The organism is Micromonospora sp. C28ISP2-4 (genome assembly GCF_030519385.1).
Taxonomy (GTDB): Bacteria; Actinomycetota; Actinomycetes; order Mycobacteriales; family Micromonosporaceae; genus Micromonospora; species Micromonospora tulbaghiae.
Window position 1 is genome coordinate 1 of sequence record NZ_JAUMKG010000011.1, and the last position, 26,126, is coordinate 26,126.

The window sequence follows — 26,126 nt, forward strand, 5'->3', positions numbered from 1 at the left end:
TGTCCTGCGCCGGTTGATGGTTGACACGGCGGCCTCGGTTGATGTTTGACACCTGGTCGGCCTGGTGCTCGTTGCGTCTGTAACTCAGGCGGGAGGAGCACCGGGTGGGACTCGCGGAGTTGAGCGTCATGGAGCAGCGGTTTCACGCGGTGATGGAGTGCCTGGGCGGGACTCCGAAGACGGAGGTCGCCGCCCGGTATGGGGTGTCGCGGCAGACGATCCACAACTGGCTGGCCCGGTATGCCGCCGAGGGCATCAGAGGTTTGGAGGACCGATCTCACCGGCCCCATCTCTGCCCGCACCGGGTAGATCCCTCGACGGAAGCGCTGGTTTGTGAGCTGCGCCGGGATCATCCGCGGTGGGGTCCGCGTCGGCTGCGGTTCGAGGCAGGGCGTCGCGGTGTCAGTCCACCGCCGGCTCGGGCGACCGTGTATCGGATTCTGCGGCGGAACAATCTGGTCCCGGTGGTGCCTCGGAAGCGCCGGCGGGAGGACTACCTGCGGTGGGAACGCCCGGAGCCGATGGAGCTGTGGCAGATGGACATCGTCGGCGGTGTCCTGCTCGCTGACGGCACCGAGGCGAAGGTCGTCACCGGCCTGGACGACCACTCCCGCTACTGCGTCATCGCCACCGTGGTCAGTCGGGCCACCGGCCGGGCCGTCTGCGCCGCGTTCGCCGCCGCCCTGACCCGCTTCGGGATGCCGGGTGAGGTGCTGACCGACAACGGCAAGCAGTTCACCGGCCGGTTCCCCACACCCCACCCTGGGGAGGTGCTGTTCGAGCGGATCTGCCGGGAGAACGGCATCGTGGCTCGCAACACCAAACCCCGCTCCCCGACCACCACCGGGAAGGTGGAACGGTTCCACCAGAGCCTGCAGGGCGAATGCCTGGACGGCCGGGTGTTCGCCACCATCGAGCAGGCCCAGGCCGCAGTGGACGTGTTCGTCGCCGAATACAACTACGACCGGCCGCACCAGGGCATCGACGACGCCTTCCCCGCCGACCGGTTCCACCGCCCGAATCCCGGTCGGGATCAGGTCGAGGTGCACGCGCCGAAGCTGCGCCTGCCGTCCGGGCTGCTGCCCACCGCACCACCGGCCCCGCGGACGCCACCCGCCGTCGAGGTCGATACCGGATCGGTGACCGTGTCCACCGACCGTCCGGAGCCGGTGCAGCTCGTTCGGGTCGTGCCACCGTCGGGGAACCTGACCGTCGCCCAGCAACAGGTGTGGCTCGGCCCCGCCCTCGCCGGCACTCCGGTGACGATCTGGGTCGACACTGACCGGCTGCACGTGTTGACCGTCGACGGCGCCCGCATCAAGTCCACCGCATCCAGGCTGTCCCAACGCGACCTGGCCAGGCTCCTGGCCGACGGCGGCGCACCCGCCGGATCGCCCCCACTACCCCCGGTCGAACGGCAGACCACCGCCGTCGAAGTCGACCGGGTCGTCAACGCCTGCGGCGGCATCAGCATCGCCGGGCGGCAGATCAGCGTCGGCATGCCCCTTGCCGGCCAGCGGGTCCGCATCCGCCTCGACGGCATCCTCCTGCACGTCATCGACGACGCTGGGCAGCTGCGCCGCACCCTGCGCTGCCCACTCCCGCCCACCACGCTCGGCCGCATCCGCGACGCCCGACCCGCCTCACCAGTCCCACCACCGGCCGCTATCCCGGTGGTCGAGCGGGTCGTGTCCATCAACGGCAGCATCCAAGTCGCCGGACAGCGCGTCCAAATCGGCAAGATCCACGCCCGCAAACTTGTCACCGTCGCTCTCGACGAGCACACCGTCACCGTCTACGACGCCGACACCCCGATAACAGCCGTTCCCCGCCGCAGCACCACCGACCTGAACCGAACCAAGGCCAAGCACCAGACAACTACCCCCCGGCGATGACCTCGACACGACGTCTAGTCTCGTCATCGACACCGTGCCTGCAGGCCAACGCGTCCGCCAGCACCATGCCGAGGAAACGGGAAAGACCGCGTGGAGAAAGCCCTGCACGTCAATGGCCTGGTGCTGCCCGTCTTGCTGATCGAACTGCTCAACGGTGGCCGCTGGCGGCACCCAGGTGACGACGTCCTGCGTGAACTCATGCCCTGGTTCGAATCTCCGCTGGACTTTCTCACCAGCATTGAAGGGATGCGCCGCGAGAGCAGATCGCTCACCCTGCTTGCCGACGACCCGCCCTCCTCGCACCTGTTCCGGCAAACACGGGGAAGCATCGCCACCGCCAGCGTCGAGCTGCCCTGGCTCGACGTGGAGCAGGCAGTCCTCATCGCGGTCAACCGCATCCCTGGTGATGACGTCGCGATGGCCCTCGACTATCGCACCGACCCCGCCGACCCCCAGGTCGTCGCCAGCGACTTTTGGACTGACCCGAAGCAATGCTCCTGGCAGGCCGTCGCCCCGACCTTCTCGCAACTCGTAGAGGTCCTCCGGCTCCTCTAACACGACACGCGGAGCCGCCGGCCAGACAGACTACCGCCGCGCCATACCATCGAAGCCAACACCGGATCACCAGTATTCGATCATGACCTGGTGTCAAGCGTCCTCCGACGCCGTTCCGTCAACCATCATGCGAGACCAGGCAGAGAATCCGGACAGACCCCCCCGGGCGGGACGGAAGGGATCGACCGGGACAGGGCAGGGGTCTCAGGGTGCTCCGTTGCACTCTTCCGAATCACCCCGACCTACAACCTGGGCTGCTCGGGCTTGCAGGAGGGGTAAAGGCCTTCGCGCTGCGTCGTGCTCTTACCTCGACCGAGGTCCTGGGCGTCTGACAACTTTCTGACGAAGAAATCTGGCGGAGCTGGGGGTACCGCCTACAACACCAGTCGCAGGTATTGTGCCCTCACGACTGTCGACATGAGGGGCACCATGGTGAGCCGTACGGTTACTGCGATGGATCCGAAGCCTACGTCTGAGCGGATTGAGCAGCTGGCACAGCGGGTGCTGATCGGCGACATCATCCTTCCGGAGTTTCAGCGTCCCTTTGTTTGGAAGCGGTCACAGATCCTTGAGTTGGTAGACTCGATCTTCCGTAACTACCCGATCGGCAGCATGCTGGTATGGGAGTCCAGTCAGAAGCTTGCAAGCAAGAGGTCCATTGCCGACTTGGAGGTCGCGCAGCGCGGCGCGAACTATCCGGTGAACTACCTCTTGGACGGCCAGCAGCGGCTATCTACGATCTGCGGGGTGCTCTACTGGGAGCCGGGCGATGCCAAGAGCGTCTGGAATGTCTACTTCGACCTTAGGACCGCGAAGTTTCACCACGCAGACAATAACGAAGACCTGCCGCTTCATCAGATCCCGTTGCGTCGTCTCGCAGATCCGGCTGATTACTTCCGGCGGCTCGCGGCCTTGGACGATCAAAAACTCAGAGATAGGGCCGACCTCCTTTTCAACCGCTTCAAGGACTACCATGTTCCACTGGTCACGCTCGGCGACATGTCCATTAATGATGTAGCTCCGGTCTTTGAACGCATCAACTCCACAGGAACTCGGCTCACCATCTACGACTTGATGAGGGCTGCAACTTGGAGTCCAGAGTTTGACCTCGGTCGAACGATCGAAGGCATCCGCACTTCTCTGGAGAAGAAGAAGTTCCACGAGTTTGACAACAAAACTTTTCTTCGAGCCTTAGCTGCCGCTTCTGGAGGTGATTTTTCTTCGGCTAGCATCGATGCTCTCCGGGACCTCAGGCGTGATCACTTGATCCAAGCGGCAGACGCTACCAAGAAGGCTGCAGAGCGCGCAGCCGACTTTCTGGCAACCGAGATTGGTGCACCGCGGTCCGAAAGCCTGCCGTACGCGAACCAGTTTGCTTTCCTCTGCGAACTATTCCGGACGCTGCCCCACCCCACAGGAGAACAGCTCACCGAGATAAAGCGCTGGTTCTGGTTGACTACACTGTCTGGTTACTTCAGCGGCTGGGATAGTGGTCAGATGGCGACCGACACCAGGGCGATTCGCCAGTTCGCCGAAGGCAAGATTAAGAAGCTGAGCGTCCCTGCCGCGATAGCCTCCGCGAACCTTTGGGAGGTGAAGCCATTCAGGTCCAATAGCGCTGTTTCGAAGATGCTCGGCCTGATGCTGGCTTTTAACAATCCTCTCGACCTCGTAAATGGACAGAGGATCGACGTCGGGAAATCATTGTCATGGTCGAATGATAAAGAGTACCACCACTTCTTCCCGCAAGCATACCTCGCGCGTCGACGCATTGGCGCAAGCAAAGCTAATGTAGTTGGGAACATCATTCTTCTAACATCCAAGAGCAACATTGATATCCGCGATTCCGCGCCGAGTGAGTACTTGAGCGAAATCATCCAGCAAGAGGGAAGGGACAGCCTCGTACGGCGAATGGAATCGAATCTAGTTCCGGAGTCTGCACTGGATGCCGCTCTCGCAGACGATTACGGGGCCTTCCTAAAGATCCGGGCGCAGTACGTCCACACCGTGGCACAAACCATGGCGGGCACGGGCTACGGACCCGCTCTCCCTCCCGAGGAGATCGAGGACTCGGACGACGACCCGACAGAGTAGGCGGGCAGGCTCGATCGCGGGAGCGACTCTGCATGGCCGACGTGCCGGCGGCGCGTGCCAGGCGCTGCCCGGTGCGTAGGTGCGTTGGGCGCTTAACGCAGGCAGAATGGGTGATGTGACGAACCCTGACCCCGACGCGGAATGGTGGACGACCTCGGATGTCGCCGCCTACCTCGGAGTGCGGGTCGGCACGGTGGCGACGTATCGGAAGCGCGGTCAGATGCCTGCACCCGACCTGACCGTCGGGCGGACGCACGTGTGGCGGCCGGCGCACATCGTTAGCTGGCACGAGGCACGACCGCGACCCGGGGTCGGCGGCAGACTACGGGCCAAGGTCCAACCGCCCCCGGACGACGACGCGGACCGTTAGGCGCTCGGTGCGGCCTTCACGGTCCGCAGCTCGTCCGCGAAGTCCCGGGTCTCTGGCGCGTCCGGGTACTGCTTCGTCAGCACCGTTGACAAATCCGTGGCGACCATGGCGAGCGATGGCAGCGAACGTCGGTCGCCGCTGAGCGCCTGGCGGCCGAGTTCGACGGCGCGATCCAAGTCGCCCGCCCGTGCGGCCACGACCCCAAGCGTAATCCGTGCTTCCGCGACTCTCATCGGCTTCCGAACGATGCCGCTGCTGTCTGTCGATGAGCGAATGACCTCATCCGCGTAGACCTCGGCAAGGCCGTTCTCGCCGACGATCCGGTAGCAGTCCATCGCGTAGAAGTCGAACTTGGCCGGGTCGACCACAAAGTGATGGTCAAGGTTCTCCGGATACGGCAGACCTTCAAGGATGCGGCGTCCGTGGTCTAGAGCAAGCTCGACTTGACGCCGGTCCCCCATGCGCGCCCATGCCTTGGCCCGCTGCGCGGCCAGCTGAACCGCCACGCTCTGGCGCGGCGCGGCCGCCTCGCCCGCTTCGGCGGCGGCAACGACGCCCCGGAAATCACCTGCGGTGAGCGCGTACCACGCTCGCATTTCCTGCGCCCAACCAACGACGTTCACGTCCCCGGACTCCTGTCCGAGCTGCAACGCGGCCTTGCGGGTCGCCTCGGCCTGGGTACGCCGACCCATGTCGTACTCGACGCAACCCACCAGGAGCGCGACCGTGCCGGCCAGGGTAAGCAGCTCCCGATGCTGGGCGAGCGTCAGACGAGCGTCGAGAAGTGCCGTCATGCGTCGCAGCCATGCGTGCCCTTCGACGCGCAAGTCTGCCGAGTCGGCGTAGGGGTACTCGCTGCACAACCTGTCGGCCGTGATCCGCAGCCCTTCCAGGGTTGCTTGGGATACGTCTGACGCGCGCATCCGAGTCACGATTTCGAGGGTGTCCATTCCGGTGCCAGCCATCAGAGCCTTGTCGGCGTCGTCACGACCGCGCCGTGGAAAGAACGCGGCGGTGACGGTGCCGAACGTGGCCGCGATGAGGGACTTGTAGAAGTCGTCCGGCTCTGCGTCGCCTGCTTCCCAGCGCTTCCAGTTGCGGAGCAGGCTGCCGTTCGACGGCAGCTCGGATGAGGCGTGCGCCCTGAGGGCTTCGACTGCCTCCGTCTGCGACCACCGTCGGGCGGCCCGTTCGTTCCGGATGCGCCGAGCCCACAGAGGCCGGCCCTCGCCCGCGCTGCCCGTGTCTCCCATGAGCCCAGTATGGCCCCGCCATGGGGGTGACAGGGAAGGGGACAGCAGCCTGACCCCGCAGTGACACCTGTCATTCGATGAGCGGTCGAGAGATCGTTTTATCTACAAGTTCCGTTGTCCGAAGGTTGCCGACTCGCAGGGGCTGGCGATCAAGGGCGCGGTGTCGTAGCGTTCGGATTACTAACTCGATTAGTATTCGGACTGCCGAGGGGAGTCGAAGCATGGCGAGGTCAGGGATGTTCGGTGAGCGCCCGGTGGGCGCGGTGACCCTGGTGGAGACGCCGGTGTCGCGGTCGTACGCGCAGAAGGCTCGGGTGGCGTTCCTCGCCGTGGCGGCGTCCGTCGCCCTGGTGGTGGGCGCCACCGCGTCAGTGGCGCTGCCGCTGCTGCTGGCGGTGGTGGTGGGGCTGTTGTCCGGTGGGGTGTGCGGCCTAGTGGTCGCATGCCTGGTCCGGGTGTGGCCTGCGCTGCGGGTGCTGTGGTGGTGGGCGTTCGAGATCGTCGCTGCGGTAACGGTGTTCGTGGGCATGGCGTACCTGTCCCGGGCGACGCATCCGGCGGTGCCGCTGGTACTCCTGACCGTGGTGCTGGGTGTGGTTTTCGGCGTCGGTCGGCTTCGTCGGCGGGTGTCGGCGTGGGTGTGGTGCATGGTGGTGCGACACAGGCTGCGGCTCTGCTTCACGGAGTTCATCCGGTCCGCGTCGCGGCTGCATCCGGGTCGCCTGCCGCTGATCCTGTGGGCGCGGCCGACGCCGGCCGGGGAGCGGGTGTGGGTGTGGCTGCGGCCGGGCCTGGACCTGACGGACCTGGACGGCAAGGCGGACAAGCTCGCGGTGGCCTGCTGGGCGGGTGAGGCGCGGATGGTCCGTGCGTCGGCCCGGCACGCCGCGTTGGTGCGGGTCGACATCACCCGTCGTGACCCGCTTACCGGCCTGGTGCCGTCGCCGCTGTCGGCGCTGGCGACATGGCTGCGCGACGAGGACGCCCCGGTGTCTCCCGCCATGCCGCCGCTGGGCCTGGACCTGCTCGACGTGCCGGAACCGGCACCGGAGCAGCGCAACCCGCGCCGCTAAAACCAAGACTCACATGCCCTGACCGGGGTGTGTGCGGTGACCGCCACAAGGACGGTTCACCTCGACCAATCTCGGAGGAGATCGCAATGGCAAACGACACGACCGTGACGGTGATCGGGAACCTGACCGCCGACCCGGAACTGCGGTTCACCCCGGCCGGGGTGGCGCTGGTGAAGTTCACCGTGGCGTCCACGCCTCGGGTGTTCGACCGGGCGTCGGGTGAGTACCGCGACGGTGACCCGCTGTTCCTGACGTGCACCGCGTGGCGGGACCTGGCCGAGCACATCGCCGAGTCCCTCGCCAAGGGGACCCGCGTGGTGGTGGCCGGGCGGCTGCGGCTGTCGCGGTGGGAGAACGAGCAGGGCGAGAAGCGCTCCGCGTACGGCCTGGACGTGGACGAGGTCGGCCCGTCGCTGCGGTTCGCCACGGCGGCGGTGAAGAAGATGGCCCGCTCCCGCAACGGTGACGGGTTCACTCCGGAGACGCCGGCGGATGACCCGTGGTCGACCGCCGCGCCGGCGGCCTGAGCGGGAGCGACTGATGTCGACGCTGACCGTTCCCGCCGTGCCGGGTGGCATGCCCGCCGACCCCGTGTCGATCTTTGACCCGGTGCATGTCGGGGTGGACGAGTTCGGCCACCCGGTGCGGGTTCCGCTGATCTACCGCAACTTGTTGATCGGTGGGGAACCGGGCGGCGGCAAGTCGACCCTGCTGAACCTGATCGTGGCTCACGCCGCACTGTCGCTCGACTGTCGGCTGTGCCTGCTCGACGGCAAGCAGGTCGAGTTGGGCCAGTGGAAGAGTTGCGCTGACGTGTTCGTCGGCCCGGACATCACACATGCCCTGGCGACGCTGCGGCGCATGCAGATCGTGATGGACAACCGGTACGCCTACCTGGAAGTGGCGGGCCGCCGGAAGACCCAACGCGATGACGTGTTCAGCCCGATCCTCGTCGCCCTTGATGAAATCGCCTACTTCTCGGCCACCGTCGGGGACAAGAAGACCCGGGACGACTTCGCGGGTCTGCTGCGTGACCTGGTGGCTCGGGGCCGGGCGGTCGGCATCATCGTCGTCGCGGCGACGCAACGACCCTCGTCGGACATCATTCCGACGAGTCTGCGGGACCTTTTCGCCTGGCGGTGCGCGTTCCGGTGCACCACCAACGTGTCCTCGGACATCGTCCTGGGGCACGGGTGGGCGGACCGCGGTTGGTCGGCCAACACGATCAGCCCGACCAATCCCGGCGTGGGCCTGCTCATCGCCGAAGGTGGCACCCCGCAACTGATCAAAGCCGCATACCTGGATGACGCGGCCTGCGCCCGTATCGCCATTCACGCCGCCCGCCTGCGGGCTGACCGCAAGGAGCGTGCGGCATGAGTATCCGTATCCGACCTCGGCCGGCGACGTCGCCGACCTGGCCTGCCTCCGACGACCACCTGTCGCACCCGGACTGGTGCGCCCGGGGGCACGCCTGCGGCCTGGGCGAGCACCGGGCTCAGCCGGTCACGCTCCGGGTTCCCGGGCGCGGTGTGGTGGTCCTGACCCGGGTGCTGGCCGCCGACGGTAGCCAGCACGCCGAGATCCGCACCCGCATCAGCCTCGCTCCCGGCGAGATCACCGCTCGGGCGCACCTGATGCGGATCGTCACCGAGTTCGACGCGGCCCTGCGGCGGATGGTCCGCCCTCAGCGCCGAACCCCATAGAAACGGGCCGGCAGCACCGGGATCAGCCCTAGGAAAGCACCCCGAAGCCGCCGACCCGCCCCATCAACAGCCCGGAAGGAGCTGCCGTCATGCACGCTACCCAAAACCCGCTCGCCGAGCAGGTGACCACCCCGGCCCGCACGCTGCGGGACGCCGCCCTGTACCTGTCCCGCCACGGCTGGACGCAGGGCGCCTACTACGACGCCACGTCGGGGTCGTTCACTCCCCCGGCCTGCGTGGTCGGAGCGATCGGCATGGTCTGCTACGGCGGACCGGCCGACGCCCCGGCGCAGATGTTCGACGCCCCGGAGTTCGTTGACTTCGATGCGGCGCTGACCCTTCTCGACGTCTACCTGCGCGAGATCCACCCGTGCGACATTGGCGTGTACAGCTTCAACGACACGCCGGGCCGTACCTGCGATGACGTCATCGCCGCGCTGAACGCGGCGGCTGACGGCTGGGACCGCACCAACGGTGGTGCGGCATGAACAAGAACACCGTCAAGCCCGGCTTGACGCGCACCCGTACCAAGCGCGCCAAGCGGTCGGTGGAAACCACCGAGTTCGACGCGTTCGTACGCCGCATCCTGCGGGCGTATGCCCGTCGGGTCGCTGCCGGCGACATCGAGGCGCTGCGGTCGCTCGCGGTGCTGTCCACCGACGTGGACGCCATGACCCGGCTCGCTGTCACCGGCCTGCGTCAGCCTCCGTACCGCTACTCCTGGTCGGAAATTGCCGACCGGCTGGGCGTGTCCCGGCAGGCGGTGCAGATGCGCTACGGCGACCGTGCCGACCGTATCGCGCTGGACGAGCGGCTCATCCGCGCCGGCCTCGGCGTCACGGTGACGACCCTCGCGCAGGTGTTCGCCGATCACCACCCCGGTAGCCCGGCCGCTTCGGTGTGCCCGGGCTGCGGCTTCCGCTACCCCGACGGGGTGACGGACTGCCCGACCAACGCCACGGTTCGCCCGCTGCTGTACCGGCGACGTGGCGAGGACAAGCAGGCGCTCACCGTGCTGACGCCTGACCAGCTCGCCGACCTGCACAACCAGAAGGCCGCCCGAACCAACCGGACGGCCACCCGCAGGGCGGCCCAACCCACGCCCCCGGCGTCCCGTCCGGAGCTGACCCTGTTCGGCCTCAGCGACGGGAGGGCTTCGGCGTGAACATCGCATCCAACCCGCCCGGCACTGGTCAGTGGATCGGCGCAAGCTACGCCCTTGGGCGGCCGGTCAGCACCGGTGAGCCGTATCCGCACATCTGCGGCGTCACGGTGACCGGCTCGATGACCGGTGTGACGGTGAGGCTGCGGGAGCGCCACTGTGCGGCTTGCGCCGCCCAGCATGCACCCGCCGCCCACCTCGGGCAGCCGGGTGGCCGGCCGCGTCTCGTTCTGATCTCCGGAACAGGGGCACGCCGGTGACCCGCGTCAACACTGCACCTGTCAACGCCGGAGAGCCCCGGTTGGCGTCTGTCGCCTCGTGGGCGGTGCTGGTCGCGTCGTTCGGCCTGTCCGCCTCCACCTGGATCGCGCTGGCCGAACTCGCCGGCTTCACCGCTCGCATCACGATCCCCGGTACCTCCGTCAGCCTCGCCCTGGCCTGGCTGATGCCCATCGCGGTCGACGGCTACGTGGTCGTCGCCCTGGTGCTGTGGATGGCTCCCGTGCCCGCACGGGTCGCCGCGTTCGCCAAGAAGAACACCTACGGTGCGGCCGGCATCGGCATCGCTGCCCAGTCGGCGTACCACCTGCTCCAGACCAACGCCAACACCGATGAAACCTGGCGCGTGGCCATGGCCGCGATCGTCGGCGCGCTGCCGCCGGCCGTCGCCGGTCTGGCCGTGCACATGCGCGCCCTGATCCGCCGGGAAAGCGGCCGAACCTTGACCGCCGCCACCGGCAGCGCACCGAGGTTCCCGGCACCCGCCGAGACGCCAACCCCGACACTGACCGTTCCCGCCGTCCCGGCACCGACGCCCGGCTGGCCCGAGCTGCCCATCATTCCGACCATCGACATGGCGGAACCGGCAACGACGCCGGTCCAGCCCGAGATCCCGACCCCGGCCCAGCTCGCCACCCGGATCACCGCACCGCGACCGGCCCCGGCCCCGGAGCCGGCGACGCCCCGGCCCGATGCGACTGCTCGCACCGCCCGTCCCCGTCCGAGTAAGCCTGATGTCACCCCGGCACCGACGTTGGCACCGTCCACCACCGACACTCCTGTCACCGCGTCCGACGCTGCCCAACTCCCGCTGCCGATCGTGGCCCCGGACCTGCTCGCCCGAGCGACCCGCGTCGCGAAGCAGTACCGCATCGAGCACGGCACGCCGATCACCCCGGGCCAACTGGCCGTCCGCCTCAAGGTGACCTCCGAGGAAGCCACGCAAGCCCTCGCGGTTCTGGACCTCGACCCGACCGACAACCGACCCGTCCGATCCTCCAACGGCCGCCCCGTGAAGGCGACCCGTTGACCGTCTCGACGCTGACCGTCGTACCCGAAGCTTCTGCTTCGGGTACGGCCCCGTGCGCCGAGCCGGCCGCACCGCCCTGGTACGCCACGTCCTCCGACATCCGGCTGCAAGCCGCCGCCCGGCTCACCCGACCCGACCTGCCCGCATGGCTGCGCCACGTCCGCCCGGCAGCCGGCTGTACCCGGCCGATCCGCCTGGTCGGCACCATGGCCACGGTCGAGGCCGCCACCGGCCGCCTCCTGTCGGAGCGGTCGACGGCTGACATGCCCGACGGCGCGATCTACAAGCCGTGCGGCAACCGCCGCGCCTCGGTGTGCCCCACCTGTTCCAAGCTTTACCAGCGCGACGCGTACCAGGTGGTCCGCGCCGGCCTCGTCGGCGGCAAGGGCGTACCGGAGCAGGTCGCCCACCATCCGGCGGTGTTCCCGACCTTCACCGCCCCGTCCTTCGGGGAGGTGCACACCCGCTACGTCAAGCGGCACACCTGCACCCGCCGCGCCGCCTGCGACTGCCGCGCCGAGCCCTGCCACGCCCGCCGCGAATCGGCAGTCTGCCCGCATGGGGTGCGGCTGGTCTGCTTCGCCCGCCATGAGGACACCGACACCCGGTTGGGCACGCCGCTGTGTCTCGACTGCTACGACCACGACGCTCAGGCGGTCTGGAACCTCTCGGCCGGGGAGCTGTGGCGGCGCACCACCATCGCTATCAACCGCTACATGCACCGCTTGGCCACGGCGCGCGGCATCCCGGACGTGCCGGTGACGTCGCCGCGTACCGGCAAGACCCGGTGGGTGTCGCCGGTGCGGCTGTCGTTCGGCAAGGCCGCCGAGATGCAGCGGCGGGGCGTCGTGCACTTCCACGCGATCATCCGGCTCGACGGCCGCGACGCCGACGACCCGGACGCCATCGTGCCGGCACCGCCGCAGCTCGACGCGGCCGACCTGGTGGCCGCCGTCGGCCACGCCGCCGCCACGGTCGGCTTCACCACCGCCGACCACCCCGCCCACCCGGGCGGCTGGCCGATTGCCTGGGGCACACAGGTGCTGACCAAGGTGATCACCGTGGCCGGGCGGGGTGAGGTGACCGACGCGCAGGTGGCGGCGTACCTGGCCAAGTACGCCACGAAGTCGACCGAGGTGACCGGGCACGCCTCCAACCGGCTCACCGCCGACAGCATCGACATCTATGCCGACCCGGCCGGTAGCCACACGGAGCGGCTGATCGACGCGTGTTGGATGCTCGGCCGTCCGCGCGACTGGCGGCGGCTGCGGCGGTGGGCGCACATGCTCGGTTTCGGGGGTCACTTCCTCACCAAGTCCCGCCGCTACTCGGTGACCTTCGCCCTGCTGCGCAACCAACGTGTGGTGTTCCGCCGCGCGCAGAGCAGCGGGCCGGAGGAAGCCACGGCCGGGACCGAGCCGACCACGCTGGTGGTCAACTTCCTGCAGTTCGTGGGTGCCGGCTGGCACACCACTGCTGACGCGTTGCTCGCCAATGCGTCCGCCGCGATGGCCCGAGAGCACCAGGACGCCGCGCGCGAGTACCTACAGACCCTCATCGCCTGACGCGCGATTCAGCGTCAAGCCCGCCTTGACAGTAGACCCGACAACTTTGGGGATCCGATGAGCATTGATGTACCGGCAGCGCCGGGCGCGTTGCTGACCACTGAGGAGCTTGCCCGGCTCGTGAAGGTCGACCCGTCCACCGTCCGTCGGTGGCGCACCGCCAACCCCGTGCAGGGGCCGGCGTTCATCCGGCTGTCCGCCCGGGTCGTCAAGTACGACCCGGAGGACGTGCGGGCGTGGCTGGGGCGGCACCGCACCGATCCCGAGGAATCGGCTCGGTGACCACTCCCCTGCTGCCGATCGGCGTCGCCGTCTCCACGGACGTCGAGCACCGTCCGGGCCGTTCGAACCCGTACCGTGCCCGGGTCCGGTGGGTCGATCCGGCGTCGGGCCGACGCCGCTCCAAGTCGCAGGCGTTCGCGGACGCCGAGCAGGCGCAAACCTGGCTCGGCACGATGCAGCGCGCGGCGAGGGGCGGCGTCGACCCCGACGCGGCGTCGATGCGGTTGGCGCAGTACGGCGAGAGCGTGATGCGCCTGGCGCTGCGCGGCCTGGAGGGCAAGACGCTCGACCCGTACCTGTCGGGGTGGCGCAGGCGGGTCGTGCCGACGCTCGGCCACCTGCCGGTGCGGCTCATCACCAACGGTGCGGTGGACCGGGCCGCACACGGTTGGATCGCCGAGGGCTGCGGCCGGTCGACGGTGAAGAACAGCCTCGCCGTCCTGGTGCGGGTCCTGGAGCAGGCGGTGCGGGACGGACTGATCGACCGCAACCCGGCGCGGCTGACCGGGTGGCAGCGGGAGTACCAGCGCGCCGAGGACGAGTTGGACAACCCGCGTTCCCTGGCGCTGCCGGACTGGACCGCCCTCGCCACCCTGGCGGCGGCGCTGGTCGAGCGCTCGCACGGCCGCTACCCCGGCTGGGGTGAGGTGGTGATGTTCGCGGCCGGCACGGCGGCCCGCATCGGTGAGGTGTCGGGCGTGCGCAAGGGCGACATCGACCGGGACACCTGGCTGTGGACGGTGCGCCGGCAGACCACCACCGGGCCCGGCGGCCTGGTCGACAAGGGCACCAAGGGCAAGCGGGCGCGGCAGGTGCCCATCATCGAGGAGTTGCGGCCGATGGTGGCCACGAAACTCGATCGGATCGCCGAGGATGACGGCCGGCTGTTCGTCGGTCCTCGTGGCGGCCGGATCAGCACGGCGGTGCTGCGCGACGCGACGCACTGGGATGAGGTGGTCAGCTCGTTGGGCTTCGAGTACCTGCGGCGGCACGACCTGCGGCACACCGGGCTGACCTGGATGGCGGATGCCGGCGTGCCGGTGCACGTCCTACGGAAGATTGCCGGTCACGGCTCGTTGATGACGACTCAGCGGTATCTGCATCCGGATCGGCAGTCGATCCGGGCTGCCGGTGAGGCGCTGTCTTCGCATCTCACCGGCCTGAGGTCCCCAAATGGTCCCCAGCGGGGCATCGCATGATCGCGAGAAATGCCCCTCTACCTGCGTCGGGACGGCCGGATTCGAACCGACGACCCCTTGACCCCCAGTCAAGTGCGCTACCAAGCTGCGCCACGTCCCGATGCCCCCGCCAGGTCTCCCCTGCGGCAGCCGGTACAGCTTAGCGCAGGATCTTCGCACCATGCGCAGAGGCCCCTCCCGCGCCGCACGCCACACCCCCTAGAGCGTCCTAGGAGGGTGGCGTGCGGCAGCAAAGCGGTAAGCAGGCCGGCGAGCCGTCAGCCGTGCGCCTTGCCCCGGCCACCCGGGCCGAGCTTCTTGCGTGGGCGTACCGAGATCTCGATCGGGCTGCCCTCGAAGCCGAACTCCTCGCGCAGCTTGCGCTCGACGAAGCGCTGGTACCCCGCGTCCAGCGGGCCGGTGGTGAACAGCACGAACCGCGGCGGCGCGGCCCCGGCCTGGGTGGCGAACAGGATGCGTGGCGCGCGTCCGCCGCGTACCGGGTGCGGGGTGGCCTGGACCAGCGCGGTGAGCCACTGGTTGAGCTGCGCGGTGGGGATGCGCGTCTCCCAGCTGGCCAGGGCCTTGCGCAGCGCGGGCGCGAGCTTGTCGACGGCGCGGCCGGTCTTCGCGGACAGGTTCAGGCGGATCGCCCAGGGGATGCGCCGCAGCTCCCGGTCGATCTCCTTGTCCAGGTAGTAGCGGCGGTCGCCGTCGACCAGGTCCCACTTGTTGAACGCGATGACCAGCGCCCGCCCGGACTCGACCACCATGGTGAGGATCCGCTGGTCCTGCTCGCTGATCACCTCGCTGGAGTCGATCAGCACCACGGCGACCTCGGCCGCCTCGATCGCCGAGGCGGTACGCAGGCTCGCGTAGTACTCGGTGCCGCTGGCCTTGCCGACCCGCTTACGCAGACCGGCCGTGTCGACGAGCTGCCACGTCTCGCCGCCGATCTGGACCAGGCTGTCGACCGGGTCGACAGTGGTGCCGGCCACCGAGTCGACGACCGCCCGCTCCTCGCCGGAGAAGCGGTTGAGCAGGCTGGACTTGCCGACGTTGGGCCGGCCGACCAGCGCCACCCGGCGCGGGCCGCGCGGCCGGTCCTCCACGATCTTCGGCGCCTCGGGCAGCGCGTCCAGGATGGCGTCGAGCAGGTCGCCGGAGCCGCGTCCGTGCAGCGCCGACACCGGGAAGGGCTCACCGAGGCCGAGCGACCACAGCGAGGTCGCCTCCATCTCGATGGTGGTGTTGTCGGCCTTGTTGGCGATCAGGATCACCGGCTTGGCGCTGCGGCGCAGCATCTTCACCGCGGCCTCGTCCACGTCGGTCGAGCCGACCATGGCGTCCACCACGAACAGCACCACGTCGGCGGTGCCCACCGCGATCTCGGCCTGGGCGGCGATGGCCGCCGCCCGGTCCTTGGCGTCGGGTTCCCAGCCGCCGGTGTCGACCACCGTGAACGACCGGCCGTTCCACTGCGCGTCGTAGGGCACGCGGTCCCGGGTCACGCCGGGGATGTCCTCCACGACCGCCTGCCGGCGGCCGATGATGCGGTTGACCAGCGTCGACTTGCCGACGTTGGGACGGCCGACCACAGCCACCACGGGCTGCGGGCCGGTCGGCTCACCGGAGTCGGCCTCCGGCTCGCGCAGCTCCACCCAGCCACCGAAATCGTCGTCACTCATGCCGAGCCGCCCTTCGTCCGCGTCTGCGGCACCTGCGAAAACCCGCTCATGCGACACCCCGCTCGGTGAGCAGCTCGCGCAGGCGCGCGACGACCTCGTCGATGCCCAGCTCGGTGGTGTCCAGCACCACCGCGTCGGGAGCCTGCTGGAGCGGGTTGACCTTGCGGGTCGAGTCGAGCCGGTCCCGGCGGGCCAGGTCGGCGGCGGTCGCCGCGACGTCGGCGGCGTCCTCGGCGCTGCGCCGCTGCGCGCGCGCCGCCTCGGAGGCGGTCAGGTACACCTTCAGGTCCGCGTCCGGCGCGACCACCGAGCCGATGTCCCGGCCTTCGACCACGATCCGGCCCGCGTCGGCGATCACCCGCCGCTGCCGGTCGACGAGCAGCTCGCGTACGGCGGCGACGGCGGCGACAGCGGACACCGCCTTGGTCACCTCGGCGCCGCGGATGGCTGTGGACACGTCGGTGCCGTCGACTGTCACGGCGTACCCCTGGGGGTCGGTGCCGATGCGGAGGTCGGCCTCGGCGGCGACCTTTGCCACCGACTCGGTGTCGGTGAGTTCCACGCCGGAGCGCAGGACCGCCCAGGTCAGCGCCCGGTACATGGCGCCGGTGTCGAGGTAGCGGGCGCCGAGGCCCGTGGCCAGTCGCCGCGACACGGTGGACTTCCCCGAACCGGACGGCCCGTCCACAGCGACCACGCATCGCCCGGCCGGTACGTTTTCCTCCACCGTTGTCCTCCTCAGCCCGTACCTCGCGGGTCGCCCGTGTGCCGGGCGCCGTTGAGCGGATGTTCCATCTTGAATCATGCCCGCGCCGCGCGGGCGTCCGCCGGGCCCGGCGTGTGCCGGCCCGCGGACCGCGTCGAAGCCTACCGGGAGCCGTACCCGGATCGGCGGGTCAGTCACCCACCGCCTTGAACAGGGCGGCGACCTCCGCGTTCGTCAGCCGCCGGAGCCGCCCGGTGCGCAGGTCGCCGAGCTTGATCGGACCGATCGAGGTACGGATCAGACGGGACACCGGGTGTCCCACCTCGGCCATCAGGCGCCGGACGATGTGCTTGCGCCCCTCGTGCAGGGTCAGCTCCACCTGGGCGGTTTTGCCCAGCGTGTCGACCAGCTTGAACCCGTCGACCTTCACCGGCCCGTCCTCCAGCTCGACGCCGGTGGTCAGCCGCTTGCCGAGGTTGCGCGGGATCGGCCCGGCCACCTCGGCGAGGTAGGTCTTGAGCACCTCGTACGACGGGTGCATGAGCTTGTGGGCGAGGGTGCCGTCGTTGGTGAGCAGGAGCAGGCCCTCGCTGTCGGCGTCCAGTCGCCCGACGTGGTAGACCCGCTGCTCCAGCCGGGCGCCGATGAAGTCGGCGAGCTCGGTGCGGCCCTTCTCGTCGGCCATGGTGGTGACCACCCCGCGCGGCTTGTTCATCGCCACGTAGACCAGGCGGACGTCGGCCTGCAGCCGCTCCCCGTCGACGACGATCACGTCGCGGGCCGGGTCGGCCTTGTCGCCGAGCTGCGCCACCCGCCCGTTCACTGTCACCCGGCGCCGGAAGATCAGGTCTTCGCAGGCGCGCCGGGAACCCACCCCTGCGGCGGCGAGCACCTTCTGGAGGCGCTCGGCGCCCTCGTACACGGGGGCGTCGGGCTTCGGGGCACGGTCATCGCGTCGCATCGGCAAGCTCTTCTACGTCGTCGGGAAGGAACGGGGCGAGCGGCGGCAGGTCGTCCACCGAGTTCAGCCCCAGCTTCTCCAGGAACATGGTGGTGGTCCGGTAGAGGTAGGCGCCGCTGTCCGCTTCGGTGCCGCACTCCTCGACCAGGCCGCGACCCACCAGGGTACGGAGCACCCCGTCGCAGTTGACACCCCGGATGGCCGAGATGCGCGAACGGGTGACCGGCTGGCGGTAGGCGACCACGGCGAGCGTCTCCAGCGCGGCCTGGGTCAGCCGCACGGACTGCCCGTCCAGTACGAACCGTTCCACGTACGTCGCGTATTCCGGCCGGGTGTAGAGACGCCAGCCACCCGCCGCCCGGCGCAGGTCGAACCCGTGCCCGGCGGCGGTGTACCCGGTGGCGATCTCGTCGAGCATCGCGCCGACCCGCTCGGGAGCCTGTTCGAGGACCTCGGCCAGGACCAGCTCGCTGACCGGCTGGTCCACCACGAGCAGGATCGCCTCCAGGGCGCCGCGCAGCTCCGCGTCGTCCAGGACGGGCGCGGGCGCCGGTTCCGGCGCGGCTCGCCGCCGTCCCCGCTTCGGGGGTACGCCGTCAGCACCCGCTCCCCCGCTCGCCTCCGGCGCCGCGTCCCGCGCGGGCAGGCCGACGTCTCCCCCGGCGTCGTCCGTCCCGGCCTCTCCCGAGATCTTGGTACGGTCCCGCCCTCCGAGGGGCGTCCCTGTACCAAGATCCCCCTGGACCGTGGCGATCTTGGAAGGATTGGGCCCCTCTGAGGGCCCTTCGCTTCCAAGATCCGCCGAGGAATCCGGCGTCGCGTCGAGATCTGCTTCCCGGGAATCGGTGGTGTCCGCGATCTCGGGTTCCGGCTGCTCGGCGGCCGCGTCGGAATCGTCCAGGGCTGGCCGGGGCGGGGCGGGGCGCTCCCACGGGGGCACCCATGCGGCGGCCTGGTCGGCCAGGGAGTCGCGGCGTTCCTGGTCGCTCATCCGTTCACTCCTGCGTCGGTGCGTGTTCGTCCGCCGCCTCGGCGGGCACGGCGGCGTCGGATGCGGCAGCATCGCTCGGCGCGGCGGCGTCGGCTGCGGGGGTGGACGTGGTCGTGGGTTCGGGGGTGCCGGCGTACTCGTCGACTGTCAGCTCGGCCTCACCGTCGGACGGGCCGGTCCAGCGGATGGTCAGCTCCTCCAGCGCCTGCTCCTGCACGAACGCGACGAGCCCCTGCCGGTACAGCTCCAGCAGCGCCAGGAACCGCGCCACCACCTCGAGCGTCATCTCGCAGTCGGCGCAGAGCAGCGAGAACGTGGCGACCCCGGCACGGCGCAGCCGGTCGGCGATGATGCCGGCGTGTTCCCGGACGCTGACCCGGACCATGTGCACGTGCGCGATGGACACCTCGGGCACCGGTTTCGGGCTCATCGCCTTGACCGCGAGCTTGCGCAGCCGTTCCGGACCGATGCCGAGCACCAGGTCGGGCAGCGCCTCGGCGTACCGCGGTTCGAGGGTGACCGCCCGCGGGTAGCGCCGGCCGCCGACCGCCTCCAGCTCGGCGATGTGCGCGGCGGCCTCCTTGTACGCCTTGTACTGCAACAGCCGGGCGAACAGCAGGTCCCGCGCCTCCAGCAGCGCCAGGTCCTCCTCGTCCTCGACCTCGGCCGACGGCAGCAGCCGGGCCGCCTTCAGATCGAGCAGGGTGGCGGCGACGAGCAGGAACTCGCTGGTCTCGTCCAGGTCCCACTGGTCGCCCATGGCGCGCAGGTACGCGATGAACTCGTCGGTGACCTTGTGCAGGGCGACCTCGGTGACGTCCAGCTTGTGCTTGCTGATGAGCTGGAGCAGCAGGTCGAACGGGCCGGTGAAGTTGTCCAGCCGGACGGTGAAGCCACTGGCCTGCTCGCCGGTGCCCGGGTCGGCGGGCACCACGCCGTCGACCTCGGCGGCCAGCTCCGCGGCGACGGCGGGGTCGCCGGTGCCGTGCGGCGGGTCGAGGGGCGGTGCGGTCACCGGGAAACCGTAGACGACGCGGCGGGCGGCCGGCGTGCGACCTACCGGTCCGCCTGGGCGGCGATGACCTCCCGGGCGAGCTGCCGGTAGTTGCGCGCGCCGGAGGAGGCCGGGTCGAGGGTGGTGATCGGGGCACCGGCCACCGTGGACTCGGGAAACTTGACCGTCTTGGTGATGACTGTCTGGTAGACCTTGTCGCCGAACGCCTCGACCACCCGCTGCAGCACCTGGCGGCAGTGGGTGGTGCGGCTGTCGTACATGGTGGCGAGGATGCCTTCGAGTTCCAGGTCGAAGTTGAGCCGCTCGCGCACCTTGTCGATGGTGTCCAGCAGCAGCGCCACACCGCGCAGGCTGAAGAACTCGCACTCCAGCGGGATGAGCACGCCGTGCGCGACGGTGAGCGCGTTGATCGCCAGCAGGCCCAGCGAGGGCTGGCAGTCGATCAGGATGAAGTCGTACTCCTTGCGGATGGTGCGCAGCACCCGCGCCAGGGCCATCTCCCGGGCGACCTCGTTGACCAGCTGGATCTCGGCGGCGGAGAGGTCGATGTTGGCCGGCAGCAGGTGCAGCCCGGCCACGTCGGTCTTGATCAGGACGTCCTCGGCGGTGACGTCGTCCTGCATCAGCAGGTTGTAGACCGACAGGTCGAGGTTGTGCGGGTTGACGCCCAGCCCGACGGAGAGGGCGCCCTGCGGGTCGAAGTCGACGAGCAGCACCTTGCGGCCGTACTCGGCCAGGGCCGCGCCCAGGTTGATGGTCGTCGTGGTCTTGCCCACGCCGCCCTTCTGGTTGGCCATCGCGATGATCCGCGCCGGGCCGTGCCGGTCGGTCGGCATGGGTTCGGGGATCGGCTTGCGCATGGTGTAAGCGGCCGGGTCGGCGGGGCCGAGATCGGCGCCGAGCGTCGCCTGCTGCTCACGGAGCTCCGACGTCCAGGTCTCGGCACGGTCACCGTTTCCTGCCATGTCCTCGTTGCCCCCTCCCGACGACCACCCGGCGTCGGAGCCGTCCGACGTCCCTCGCGGCGCCGCTGCGCACCCCCCGGTCCGTCGCACCTGGAGGCCCGCGCCGATGCCGACTGTACGCCACCGGCCAGCAGCGCGTTCGGTAGCGGGTCGGCGTGTCGGCCGCCCGTCAGCCGGGCCGCACGACGCCGGCGCTCAGCGAGCCCGGGGATGGGCCGTCGCGTACACCTCGCGCAGCCGCTCCACAGTCACCAGCGTGTAGACCTGGGTGGTGGTCACCGAGGCGTGCCCGAGCAGTTCCTGCACGACGCGCACGTCCGCGCCTCCGTCGAGCAGGTGGGTGGCGTACGAGTGGCGCAGCGTGTGCGGCGAGACCGCGTCGGGTCCGTCGACCGGCAGGCCGGCACGGGCCGCGGCGGTGCGCAGCACGGCCCAGGCGCCCTGCCGGGTGAGCGGGCCGCCGCGCGCGTTGACGAACACCGCGTGGGTGCCGCGCCCGGCGGCGAGCAGCGCCGGGCGGCCCCGGACCAGCCAGGCGCGCAGCGCGTCGGCCGCGTACCCGCCGACCGGGACCAGCCGGGTGCGGCCGCCCTTGCCGCGCAGCAGCACGCTGCCGGCGTCCAGGTCGAGGTCGTCGACGGCGGCGCCGACCGCCTCGGAGATGCGCGCGCCGGTGCCGTACAGGAATTCCAGCAGCGCCCGGTCGCGCAGCGCGCGGGCGGCGGCGTCGCCGGTGGCGCCGGGCAGGCCGGCGGCCTCCAGCAGCCGCAGGACCGCGTCGACGGGCAGCGCCCGGGGCAGCCGGCGCGGCGGCGCGGGCGGGCGGACGTCGCGGCTGGGGTCGGCGCCGGCCAGTCCCTCGCGCAGCGCGAAGCGGTGCAGGCCGCGAACCGCGCTGGCCGCGCGGGCGGCGGAGGAGACGGCGAGCGGCGGGTGGTCGTCGTCGCCCGCGCGCAGCCGGTTCAGGTGGGCCTCGACCTGCGCGGGCCCGGCGGCGGCCAGGTCGTCCACCCCGGCGGAGGCCAGCGTGGCGAGGTAGCGGTCCAGGTCCCGGCGGTACGAGGCGAGCGTGTTCGCGGACAGCCCGCGTTCGACGGTGAGGTGGTCCAGGTAGGTCCGGACCGCACGGCGCAGGGCCGGCGCGGGTTCCGCGCCGGCCGTGCGCACAGCGGCTTCGGTCAGCTCAGCACCTCGTCCAGCGGCAGCACGTCCATGCCGTGCGCCTCGGCGACCGGGCCGTAGACGACCTGGCCGGCGTGGGTGTTCAGGCCCAGCGCCAGCGCCGGGTCGTTGCGCAGCGCCTGCTGCCAGCCCTGGTTGGCCAGTTCGAGGGCGTACGGCAGGGTGACGTTCGTCAGCGCGTAGGTGCTGGTGTTCGGCACCGCGCCGGGCATGTTCGCCACGCAGTAGAAGATCGAGTCGTGGACCTTGTAGACCGGGTCGGCGTGCGTGGTCGGGCGCGAGTCCTCGAAGCAGCCGCCCTGGTCGATGGCGATGTCGACGAGGACGCTGCCCGGCTTCATCCGGGAGACCAGCTCGTTGGAGATGAGCTTCGGGGCCTTCGCGCCGGGCACCAGCACCGCGCCGATGACCAGGTCCGCGTCGAGCACGGCCCGCTCGATCTCGTACGCGTTGGAGGCGACGGTCTGCAGGTGGCCCCGGTAGATGGCGTCGGCGGAGCGCAGCCGGGCCACGTTCTTGTCCAGCAGCAGCACCTCGGACTGCAGACCCAGCGCGATGGCGGCGGCGTTCAGGCCGGACACGCCCGCGCCGATGACCACGGTCTTGGCCGCGTACACGCCGGAGACGCCGCCGGGCAGCACGCCCCGCCCGCCGCCGGTGCGCATCATGTAGAAGGCGCCCACCTGCGGGGCGAGCCGGCCGGCCACCTCGGACATCGGCGCGAGCAGCGGCAGCGAGCGGTCGGGCAACTCGACCGTCTCGTACGCGATGCCGGTGACCTTCCGCTCGACCAGCGCGTCGGTGCACTCGCGGGACGCGGCCAGGTGCAGGTACGTGAACAGCACCTGCCCCTCGCGCATCCGGTGGTACTCCTCGGCGATCGGCTCCTTGACCTTGAGCACCAGCTCGGCGGTGTCCCACACCTCGTCGGCGGTGGCCAGGATCTTCGCGCCCGCGGCGGCGAACTCGTCGTCGGTGATGCTGGAACCGACGCCGGCGCCGGCCTCCACGAAGACCTCGTGGCCGTGGCGGGTGAACTCGTTGACTCCGGCGGGCGTGATCGCCACCCGGTACTCGTGGTTCTTGACCTCGCGGGGGATTCCGACCTTCACGATGCAGACACCTTCCTCCGGGGCGGCTCACCCCCGACTGCGTGGCCGCGCCGGCTCCGTTGCCGGCGCGGTCCTCCTGTCCCGCCGGCGGCAGTCTAGGCCCGTGGGAAGCCCACGGGCGGCGACACTGTGACATCCGGTGCCCGCTGGTCCTGACGGTGTGTCAGGCATGTCTCGGACTTCCCGGTGGGGACGCCATCCGCCGAGAGGACAAACTTCGATGACATCTTCCCACCGGCTGGGTGGCGAGGCCGACAGGACGGGAACCGATCACTATTGTGTCCGCTCATGACCACTCCTTATCAGCAGTACCCGCAGGGCGTCTCGGACAAGAGCAAGGTCGTCGCGGGTGTTCTCCAGATCCTGCTCGGCGGCTTCGGCATCGGCCGGTTCTACATGGGTGACACCAAGACCGGTGTCATCCAGCTCATCGTCACGCTCGTGACGTGCGGCTTCGGCGCGATCTGGGGCCTCGTCGACGGCATCCTGATCCTCGTCAACGGCGGTGTCGACGGGCAGGGACGCCCGCTGCGCGACTGACTTGTGGCACACGGAAGGGGCCGCCCGGCGCACTGCGCGCCGGGCGGCCCCTCGTCGTCCGCGGATCAGCGCGGCAGCGGCGCCTCCGGGCGGCGCAGTTCGGTGAAGCCGGTGTCGCGGGCGCGGGCGGCGGCGAGCAGCCCGGCCACGCAGGACGCGTTGGTGATCTCGCCGGCCAGCACCATCCGCACCGCCTCGTCGAGGTCCACGCGGACCACCTGGAGGTCGGCCTCCTCGTCGTGCCGGTCGTGCCGCTGGTCGGCGGGCACGTCGGCCAGGTCACGGGCCAGGAAGACCCGCACCACCTCGTCGGCGAAGCCGGGCGAGCTGTGCAGGTCGACGAGCACGTCGACCCGGCCGGCGGTCAGGTCGACCTCCTCGGCCAGCTCCCGCAGCGCGGCGGCGGCCAGGTCCTCGCCGCCGACGTCCATCAGCCCGGCGGGCAGCTCCCACAGGTGCCGGCCGACCGGGTGCCGGTACTGGCGAATCAGCACCACCTGACCGGCGGCGTCGAGCGCCACCACCGCGACCGCGCCGACGTGCCGCACGTAGTCGCGGGTCGCGCTGCCGCCGCCGGGCATGGCGACGTCGTCGCTGACCACGGAGAAGATCCGGCCGGACCAGATCTCGCGGCGGCCGGTCACCTCGTACCGGTGCTCGACGCCGCTCACGCCGCCTCCCCGCACGCCCGCGCGGACCGGCCGCTCACTTCGCGGACGCCTTCGCGCCACCGCCGCGGCCGGCCTTCTTCGCCGCGCCGTCCAGGTCCACCGGCAGCTGGTCGGCCTGCGAGTACGCGACGGCGGCGCCGACGAACGCGGCGAACAGCGGGTGCGGGCGGGTGGGCCGGCTCTTGAGCTCCGGGTGCGCCTGGGTGGCCACGAAGAAGGGGTGCAGGTTGCGGTCCAGCTCGACGAACTCGACCAGCCGCCCGTCCGGCGAGGTGCCGGAGATGGTCAGGCCGGCCTTGGTGAGCTGGTCGCGGTAGGCGTTGTTCACCTCGTACCGGTGCCGGTGCCGCTCGCTGACCTCGGTGCTGCCGTACGCCTCGGCGACGATCGAGCCCTCGGCCAGCTTCGCCGGGTACGCCCCGAGCCGCATGGTGCCGCCCAGGTCGCCCCGCCCGGCGACGATGTCCTCCTGGTCGGCCATGGTGGCGATGACCGGGTGCACGGCCTCCTCGTCGAATTCGAGGGAGTTCGCGCCGTCGAGGTTGGCCAGGTGCCGGGCCACCTCGATGGTCATGCACTGCAGGCCGAGGCAGAGGCCGAGCAGCGGGATGCCGTTCTCGCGCGCGTACCGGGCCGTGCCGACCTTGCCCTCGATGCCGCGGACGCCGAAGCCGCCGGGGATCACGATGCCGTCGACGCCGGACAGCGCGGCGGCGGCACCCGCCGGGGTCACGCAGTCGTCGCTGGGCACCCACTTGAGCTGCACCCGGGCGCGGTGGCCGAACCCGGCCGCCCGGATCGCCTCGCTTACCGACAGGTACGCGTCGGGCAGGTCGACGTACTTGCCGACGAGCGCGACGGTGATCGTGTGCCGGGGCTGGTGCACCCGCTCCAACAGGTCGTCCCAGCGGGCCCAGTCGACGTCGCGGAACGACAGGCCGAGCCGGCGCACCACGTACGCGTCGAGGCCCTCCCGGTGCAGCACCTTCGGGATGTCGTAGATGCTCGGCGCGTCCGGCGCGGCGGTGACCGCCTCCCGGTCCACGTCGCAGTACAGCGACAGCTTCTCCTTGACCTTGTCCGGGATCTCCCGGTCGCAGCGCAGCACCAGCGCGTCGGGCTGGATGCCGATGCTGCGCAGCTGCGCCACCGAGTGCTGGGTCGGCTTGGTCTTCAGCTCGCCCGACGGCGCCAGGTACGGCACCAGCGACACGTGCAGGTAGAAGCAGTTGTCCCGGCCCAGGTCGTGGCGGATCTGCCGGATCGACTCCAGGAACGGCAGCGACTCGATGTCGCCGACCGTGCCGCCGACCTCGGTGATCACCACGTCGGGCACCTGGCCGTCGGCGTCCGGGTCGGCCATGCCGCGGATCCGGGCCTTGATCTCGTTGGTGATGTGCGGGATGACCTGCACCGTGTCGCCGAGGTACTCCCCGCGCCGCTCCTTGGCGATCACCGCCGAGTAGATCTGGCCGGTGGTGACGTTCGCCTTGCCGGAGAGGTCCCGGTCGAGGAACCGCTCGTAGTGGCCGACGTCGAGGTCGGTCTCGGCGCCGTCCTCGGTGACGAAGACCTCGCCGTGCTGGAACGGGTTCATCGTGCCGGGGTCGACGTTCAGGTACGGGTCGAGCTTCTGCATCACCACGCGCAGTCCGCGCGCGGTGAGCAGACTGCCCAGGCTGGAGGCGGTGAGGCCCTTACCCAGCGAGGAGGCGACGCCCCCGGTGACGAAAATGTGCCTGGTCGTCCGTGCTGTTGGGGCCAAGGCCTGCTCCCGTGTCGTCCGTAGCGGTCGTGCGAACCGCCGTGCCGATCAGCAGAGTGATCACGCGATCCACGGGATTCCACGGTAACAC

General features: G+C 70.2%; 25 protein-coding genes and 1 tRNA gene. 14 read left to right on the forward strand and 12 right to left on the reverse strand.

What is annotated here, in order from left to right:
- Positions 1-128: 128 nt before the first annotated feature.
- From Q3W68_RS27835 to Q3W68_RS27845, 3 genes are all read left to right on the forward strand, one after another.
- Positions 129-1,895: an IS481 family transposase gene (locus Q3W68_RS27835; RefSeq protein ID WP_302905687.1), complete on the forward strand. Its 1,767-nt coding sequence runs from the start codon at positions 129-131 to the stop codon at positions 1,893-1,895.
- A 90-nt stretch (positions 1,896-1,985) separates the two neighbouring features.
- Positions 1,986-2,450, forward strand: coding sequence for a hypothetical protein (locus Q3W68_RS27840; RefSeq protein ID WP_302905318.1), 465 nt, complete (start codon positions 1,986-1,988; stop codon positions 2,448-2,450).
- Between the two features lie 453 nt (positions 2,451-2,903).
- On the forward strand, positions 2,904-4,544 hold the full coding sequence (locus Q3W68_RS27845; RefSeq protein WP_302908260.1) for a DUF262 domain-containing protein: 1,641 nt from the start codon (positions 2,904-2,906) through the stop codon (positions 4,542-4,544).
- Positions 4,545-4,910: 366 nt separating this feature from the next.
- Here Q3W68_RS27845 and Q3W68_RS27850 read toward each other — a convergent pair whose 3' ends face one another.
- Complete coding sequence (locus Q3W68_RS27850; RefSeq protein ID WP_302908261.1) at positions 4,911-6,167, reverse strand: XRE family transcriptional regulator; 1,257 nt, start codon at positions 6,165-6,167, stop codon at positions 4,911-4,913.
- 221 nt (positions 6,168-6,388) lie between these two features.
- Here Q3W68_RS27850 and Q3W68_RS27855 point away from each other — a divergent pair, with 221 nt between their 5' ends.
- The 10 genes from Q3W68_RS27855 to Q3W68_RS27900 all read left to right on the forward strand — a co-directional run bounded on the left by Q3W68_RS27855 (position 6,389) and on the right by Q3W68_RS27900 (position 14,460).
- On the forward strand, positions 6,389-7,240 hold the full coding sequence (locus Q3W68_RS27855; RefSeq protein WP_302908262.1) for a hypothetical protein: 852 nt from the start codon (positions 6,389-6,391) through the stop codon (positions 7,238-7,240).
- Between the two features lie 68 nt (positions 7,241-7,308).
- A complete protein-coding gene (locus Q3W68_RS27860) occupies positions 7,309-7,767 on the forward strand; it encodes a single-stranded DNA-binding protein (protein WP_302908289.1) in 459 nt (152 codons plus the stop codon).
- 13 nt (positions 7,768-7,780) lie between these two features.
- The gene (locus Q3W68_RS27865; RefSeq protein ID WP_302908263.1) at positions 7,781-8,617 is read left to right on the forward strand and encodes an FtsK/SpoIIIE domain-containing protein; all 837 of its coding nucleotides are present in this window, start codon (positions 7,781-7,783) and stop codon (positions 8,615-8,617) included.
- A complete protein-coding gene (locus tag Q3W68_RS27870; RefSeq protein WP_302908264.1) occupies positions 8,614-8,943 on the forward strand; it encodes a hypothetical protein in 330 nt (109 codons plus the stop codon). Before Q3W68_RS27865 ends, Q3W68_RS27870 begins: the two co-directional genes overlap by 4 nt.
- Before the next feature lie 89 nt (positions 8,944-9,032).
- Positions 9,033-9,431, forward strand: coding sequence for a hypothetical protein (locus Q3W68_RS27875; protein ID WP_302908265.1), 399 nt, complete (start codon positions 9,033-9,035; stop codon positions 9,429-9,431).
- On the forward strand, positions 9,428-10,108 hold the full coding sequence (locus tag Q3W68_RS28380) for a hypothetical protein (RefSeq protein ID WP_368045775.1): 681 nt from the start codon (positions 9,428-9,430) through the stop codon (positions 10,106-10,108). Before Q3W68_RS27875 ends, Q3W68_RS28380 begins: the two co-directional genes overlap by 4 nt.
- 322 nt (positions 10,109-10,430) lie before the next feature.
- A complete protein-coding gene (locus Q3W68_RS27885; RefSeq protein ID WP_302908266.1) occupies positions 10,431-11,414 on the forward strand; it encodes a hypothetical protein in 984 nt (327 codons plus the stop codon).
- Between the two features lie 98 nt (positions 11,415-11,512).
- On the forward strand, positions 11,513-12,979 hold the full coding sequence (locus Q3W68_RS27890; RefSeq protein WP_302908290.1) for a replication initiator: 1,467 nt from the start codon (positions 11,513-11,515) through the stop codon (positions 12,977-12,979).
- Positions 12,980-13,036: 57 nt separating this feature from the next.
- Positions 13,037-13,261 carry an AlpA family transcriptional regulator gene (locus Q3W68_RS27895; protein WP_302908267.1) on the forward strand — a complete coding sequence of 75 codons (225 nt, stop codon included), beginning with the start codon at positions 13,037-13,039 and terminating at the stop codon, positions 13,259-13,261.
- Positions 13,262-13,434: 173 nt separating this feature from the next.
- Positions 13,435-14,460 (forward strand): site-specific integrase, encoded by a 1,026-nt coding sequence (locus Q3W68_RS27900; RefSeq protein ID WP_302908291.1) that lies wholly within the window; start codon positions 13,435-13,437, stop codon positions 14,458-14,460.
- Between the two features lie 26 nt (positions 14,461-14,486).
- Here the strand turns inward: Q3W68_RS27900 and Q3W68_RS27905 are convergent.
- The 9 genes from Q3W68_RS27905 to ald all read right to left on the reverse strand — a co-directional run bounded on the left by Q3W68_RS27905 (position 14,487) and on the right by ald (position 23,059).
- Positions 14,487-14,560 (reverse strand) — tRNA-Pro (locus tag Q3W68_RS27905).
- A 157-nt stretch (positions 14,561-14,717) separates the two neighbouring features.
- On the reverse strand, positions 14,718-16,127 hold the full coding sequence (der, locus tag Q3W68_RS27910; protein ID WP_302908268.1) for a ribosome biogenesis GTPase Der: 1,410 nt from the start codon (positions 16,125-16,127) through the stop codon (positions 14,718-14,720).
- 46 nt (positions 16,128-16,173) lie between these two features.
- Positions 16,174-16,854 carry a (d)CMP kinase gene (gene cmk, locus Q3W68_RS27915; protein WP_302908269.1) on the reverse strand — a complete coding sequence of 227 codons (681 nt, stop codon included), beginning with the start codon at positions 16,852-16,854 and terminating at the stop codon, positions 16,174-16,176.
- A 169-nt stretch (positions 16,855-17,023) separates the two neighbouring features.
- Complete coding sequence (locus Q3W68_RS27920) at positions 17,024-17,794, reverse strand: pseudouridine synthase (protein ID WP_302908270.1); 771 nt, start codon at positions 17,792-17,794, stop codon at positions 17,024-17,026.
- Positions 17,781-18,785 carry an SMC-Scp complex subunit ScpB gene (scpB, locus tag Q3W68_RS27925; RefSeq protein ID WP_302908271.1) on the reverse strand — a complete coding sequence of 335 codons (1,005 nt, stop codon included), beginning with the start codon at positions 18,783-18,785 and terminating at the stop codon, positions 17,781-17,783. Before scpB ends, Q3W68_RS27920 begins: the two co-directional genes overlap by 14 nt.
- A gap of 4 nt (positions 18,786-18,789) precedes the next feature.
- On the reverse strand, positions 18,790-19,800 hold the full coding sequence (locus tag Q3W68_RS27930; protein ID WP_302908272.1) for a ScpA family protein: 1,011 nt from the start codon (positions 19,798-19,800) through the stop codon (positions 18,790-18,792).
- Between the two features lie 41 nt (positions 19,801-19,841).
- On the reverse strand, positions 19,842-20,765 hold the full coding sequence (locus Q3W68_RS27935) for a ParA family protein (protein WP_013285595.1): 924 nt from the start codon (positions 20,763-20,765) through the stop codon (positions 19,842-19,844).
- A 195-nt stretch (positions 20,766-20,960) separates the two neighbouring features.
- Entirely contained in the window at positions 20,961-21,932 is a 972-nt protein-coding gene (locus Q3W68_RS27940) for a tyrosine recombinase (RefSeq protein ID WP_302908273.1), read from the reverse strand.
- An 11-nt stretch (positions 21,933-21,943) separates the two neighbouring features.
- Positions 21,944-23,059, reverse strand: coding sequence for an alanine dehydrogenase (gene ald, locus Q3W68_RS27945; protein ID WP_302908274.1), 1,116 nt, complete (start codon positions 23,057-23,059; stop codon positions 21,944-21,946).
- Between the two features lie 288 nt (positions 23,060-23,347).
- Here ald and Q3W68_RS27950 point away from each other — a divergent pair, with 288 nt between their 5' ends.
- Positions 23,348-23,599 carry a TM2 domain-containing protein gene (locus tag Q3W68_RS27950; RefSeq protein ID WP_030274369.1) on the forward strand — a complete coding sequence of 84 codons (252 nt, stop codon included), beginning with the start codon at positions 23,348-23,350 and terminating at the stop codon, positions 23,597-23,599.
- A gap of 65 nt (positions 23,600-23,664) precedes the next feature.
- Here Q3W68_RS27950 and Q3W68_RS27955 read toward each other — a convergent pair whose 3' ends face one another.
- Both Q3W68_RS27955 and Q3W68_RS27960 read right to left on the reverse strand, forming a co-directional pair.
- A complete protein-coding gene (locus tag Q3W68_RS27955; RefSeq protein ID WP_302908275.1) occupies positions 23,665-24,270 on the reverse strand; it encodes an NUDIX domain-containing protein in 606 nt (201 codons plus the stop codon).
- Between the two features lie 34 nt (positions 24,271-24,304).
- The gene (locus Q3W68_RS27960) at positions 24,305-26,035 is read right to left on the reverse strand and encodes a CTP synthase (protein ID WP_302908276.1); all 1,731 of its coding nucleotides are present in this window, start codon (positions 26,033-26,035) and stop codon (positions 24,305-24,307) included.
- Positions 26,036-26,126 lie beyond the last annotated feature (91 nt).

Coding starts and splice junctions, on each gene's coding strand:
- Q3W68_RS27850 (WP_302908261.1), bottom strand. CDS start 6,167: ATGGGAGACACGGGCAGCGCGGGCGAGGGCCGGCCTCTGTGGGCTCGG.
- Q3W68_RS27950 (WP_030274369.1), top strand. CDS start 23,348: ATGACCACTCCTTATCAGCAGTACCCGCAGGGCGTCTCGGACAAGAGC.
- Q3W68_RS27835 (WP_302905687.1), top strand. CDS start 129: ATGGAGCAGCGGTTTCACGCGGTGATGGAGTGCCTGGGCGGGACTCCG.
- Q3W68_RS27935 (WP_013285595.1), bottom strand. CDS start 20,765: ATGGCAGGAAACGGTGACCGTGCCGAGACCTGGACGTCGGAGCTCCGT.
- der (WP_302908268.1), bottom strand. CDS start 16,127: ATGAGTGACGACGATTTCGGTGGCTGGGTGGAGCTGCGCGAGCCGGAG.
- Q3W68_RS27845 (WP_302908260.1), top strand. CDS start 2,904: ATGGATCCGAAGCCTACGTCTGAGCGGATTGAGCAGCTGGCACAGCGG.
- scpB (WP_302908271.1), bottom strand. CDS start 18,785: ATGAGCGACCAGGAACGCCGCGACTCCCTGGCCGACCAGGCCGCCGCA.
- Q3W68_RS27895 (WP_302908267.1), top strand. CDS start 13,037: ATGAGCATTGATGTACCGGCAGCGCCGGGCGCGTTGCTGACCACTGAG.
- Q3W68_RS27900 (WP_302908291.1), top strand. CDS start 13,435: ATGCAGCGCGCGGCGAGGGGCGGCGTCGACCCCGACGCGGCGTCGATG.
- Q3W68_RS27865 (WP_302908263.1), top strand. CDS start 7,781: ATGTCGACGCTGACCGTTCCCGCCGTGCCGGGTGGCATGCCCGCCGAC.
- Q3W68_RS27920 (WP_302908270.1), bottom strand. CDS start 17,794: ATGCGACGCGATGACCGTGCCCCGAAGCCCGACGCCCCCGTGTACGAG.
- Q3W68_RS27875 (WP_302908265.1), top strand. CDS start 9,033: ATGCACGCTACCCAAAACCCGCTCGCCGAGCAGGTGACCACCCCGGCC.
- Q3W68_RS28380 (WP_368045775.1), top strand. CDS start 9,428: ATGAACAAGAACACCGTCAAGCCCGGCTTGACGCGCACCCGTACCAAG.
- Q3W68_RS27870 (WP_302908264.1), top strand. CDS start 8,614: ATGAGTATCCGTATCCGACCTCGGCCGGCGACGTCGCCGACCTGGCCT.
- Q3W68_RS27855 (WP_302908262.1), top strand. CDS start 6,389: ATGGCGAGGTCAGGGATGTTCGGTGAGCGCCCGGTGGGCGCGGTGACC.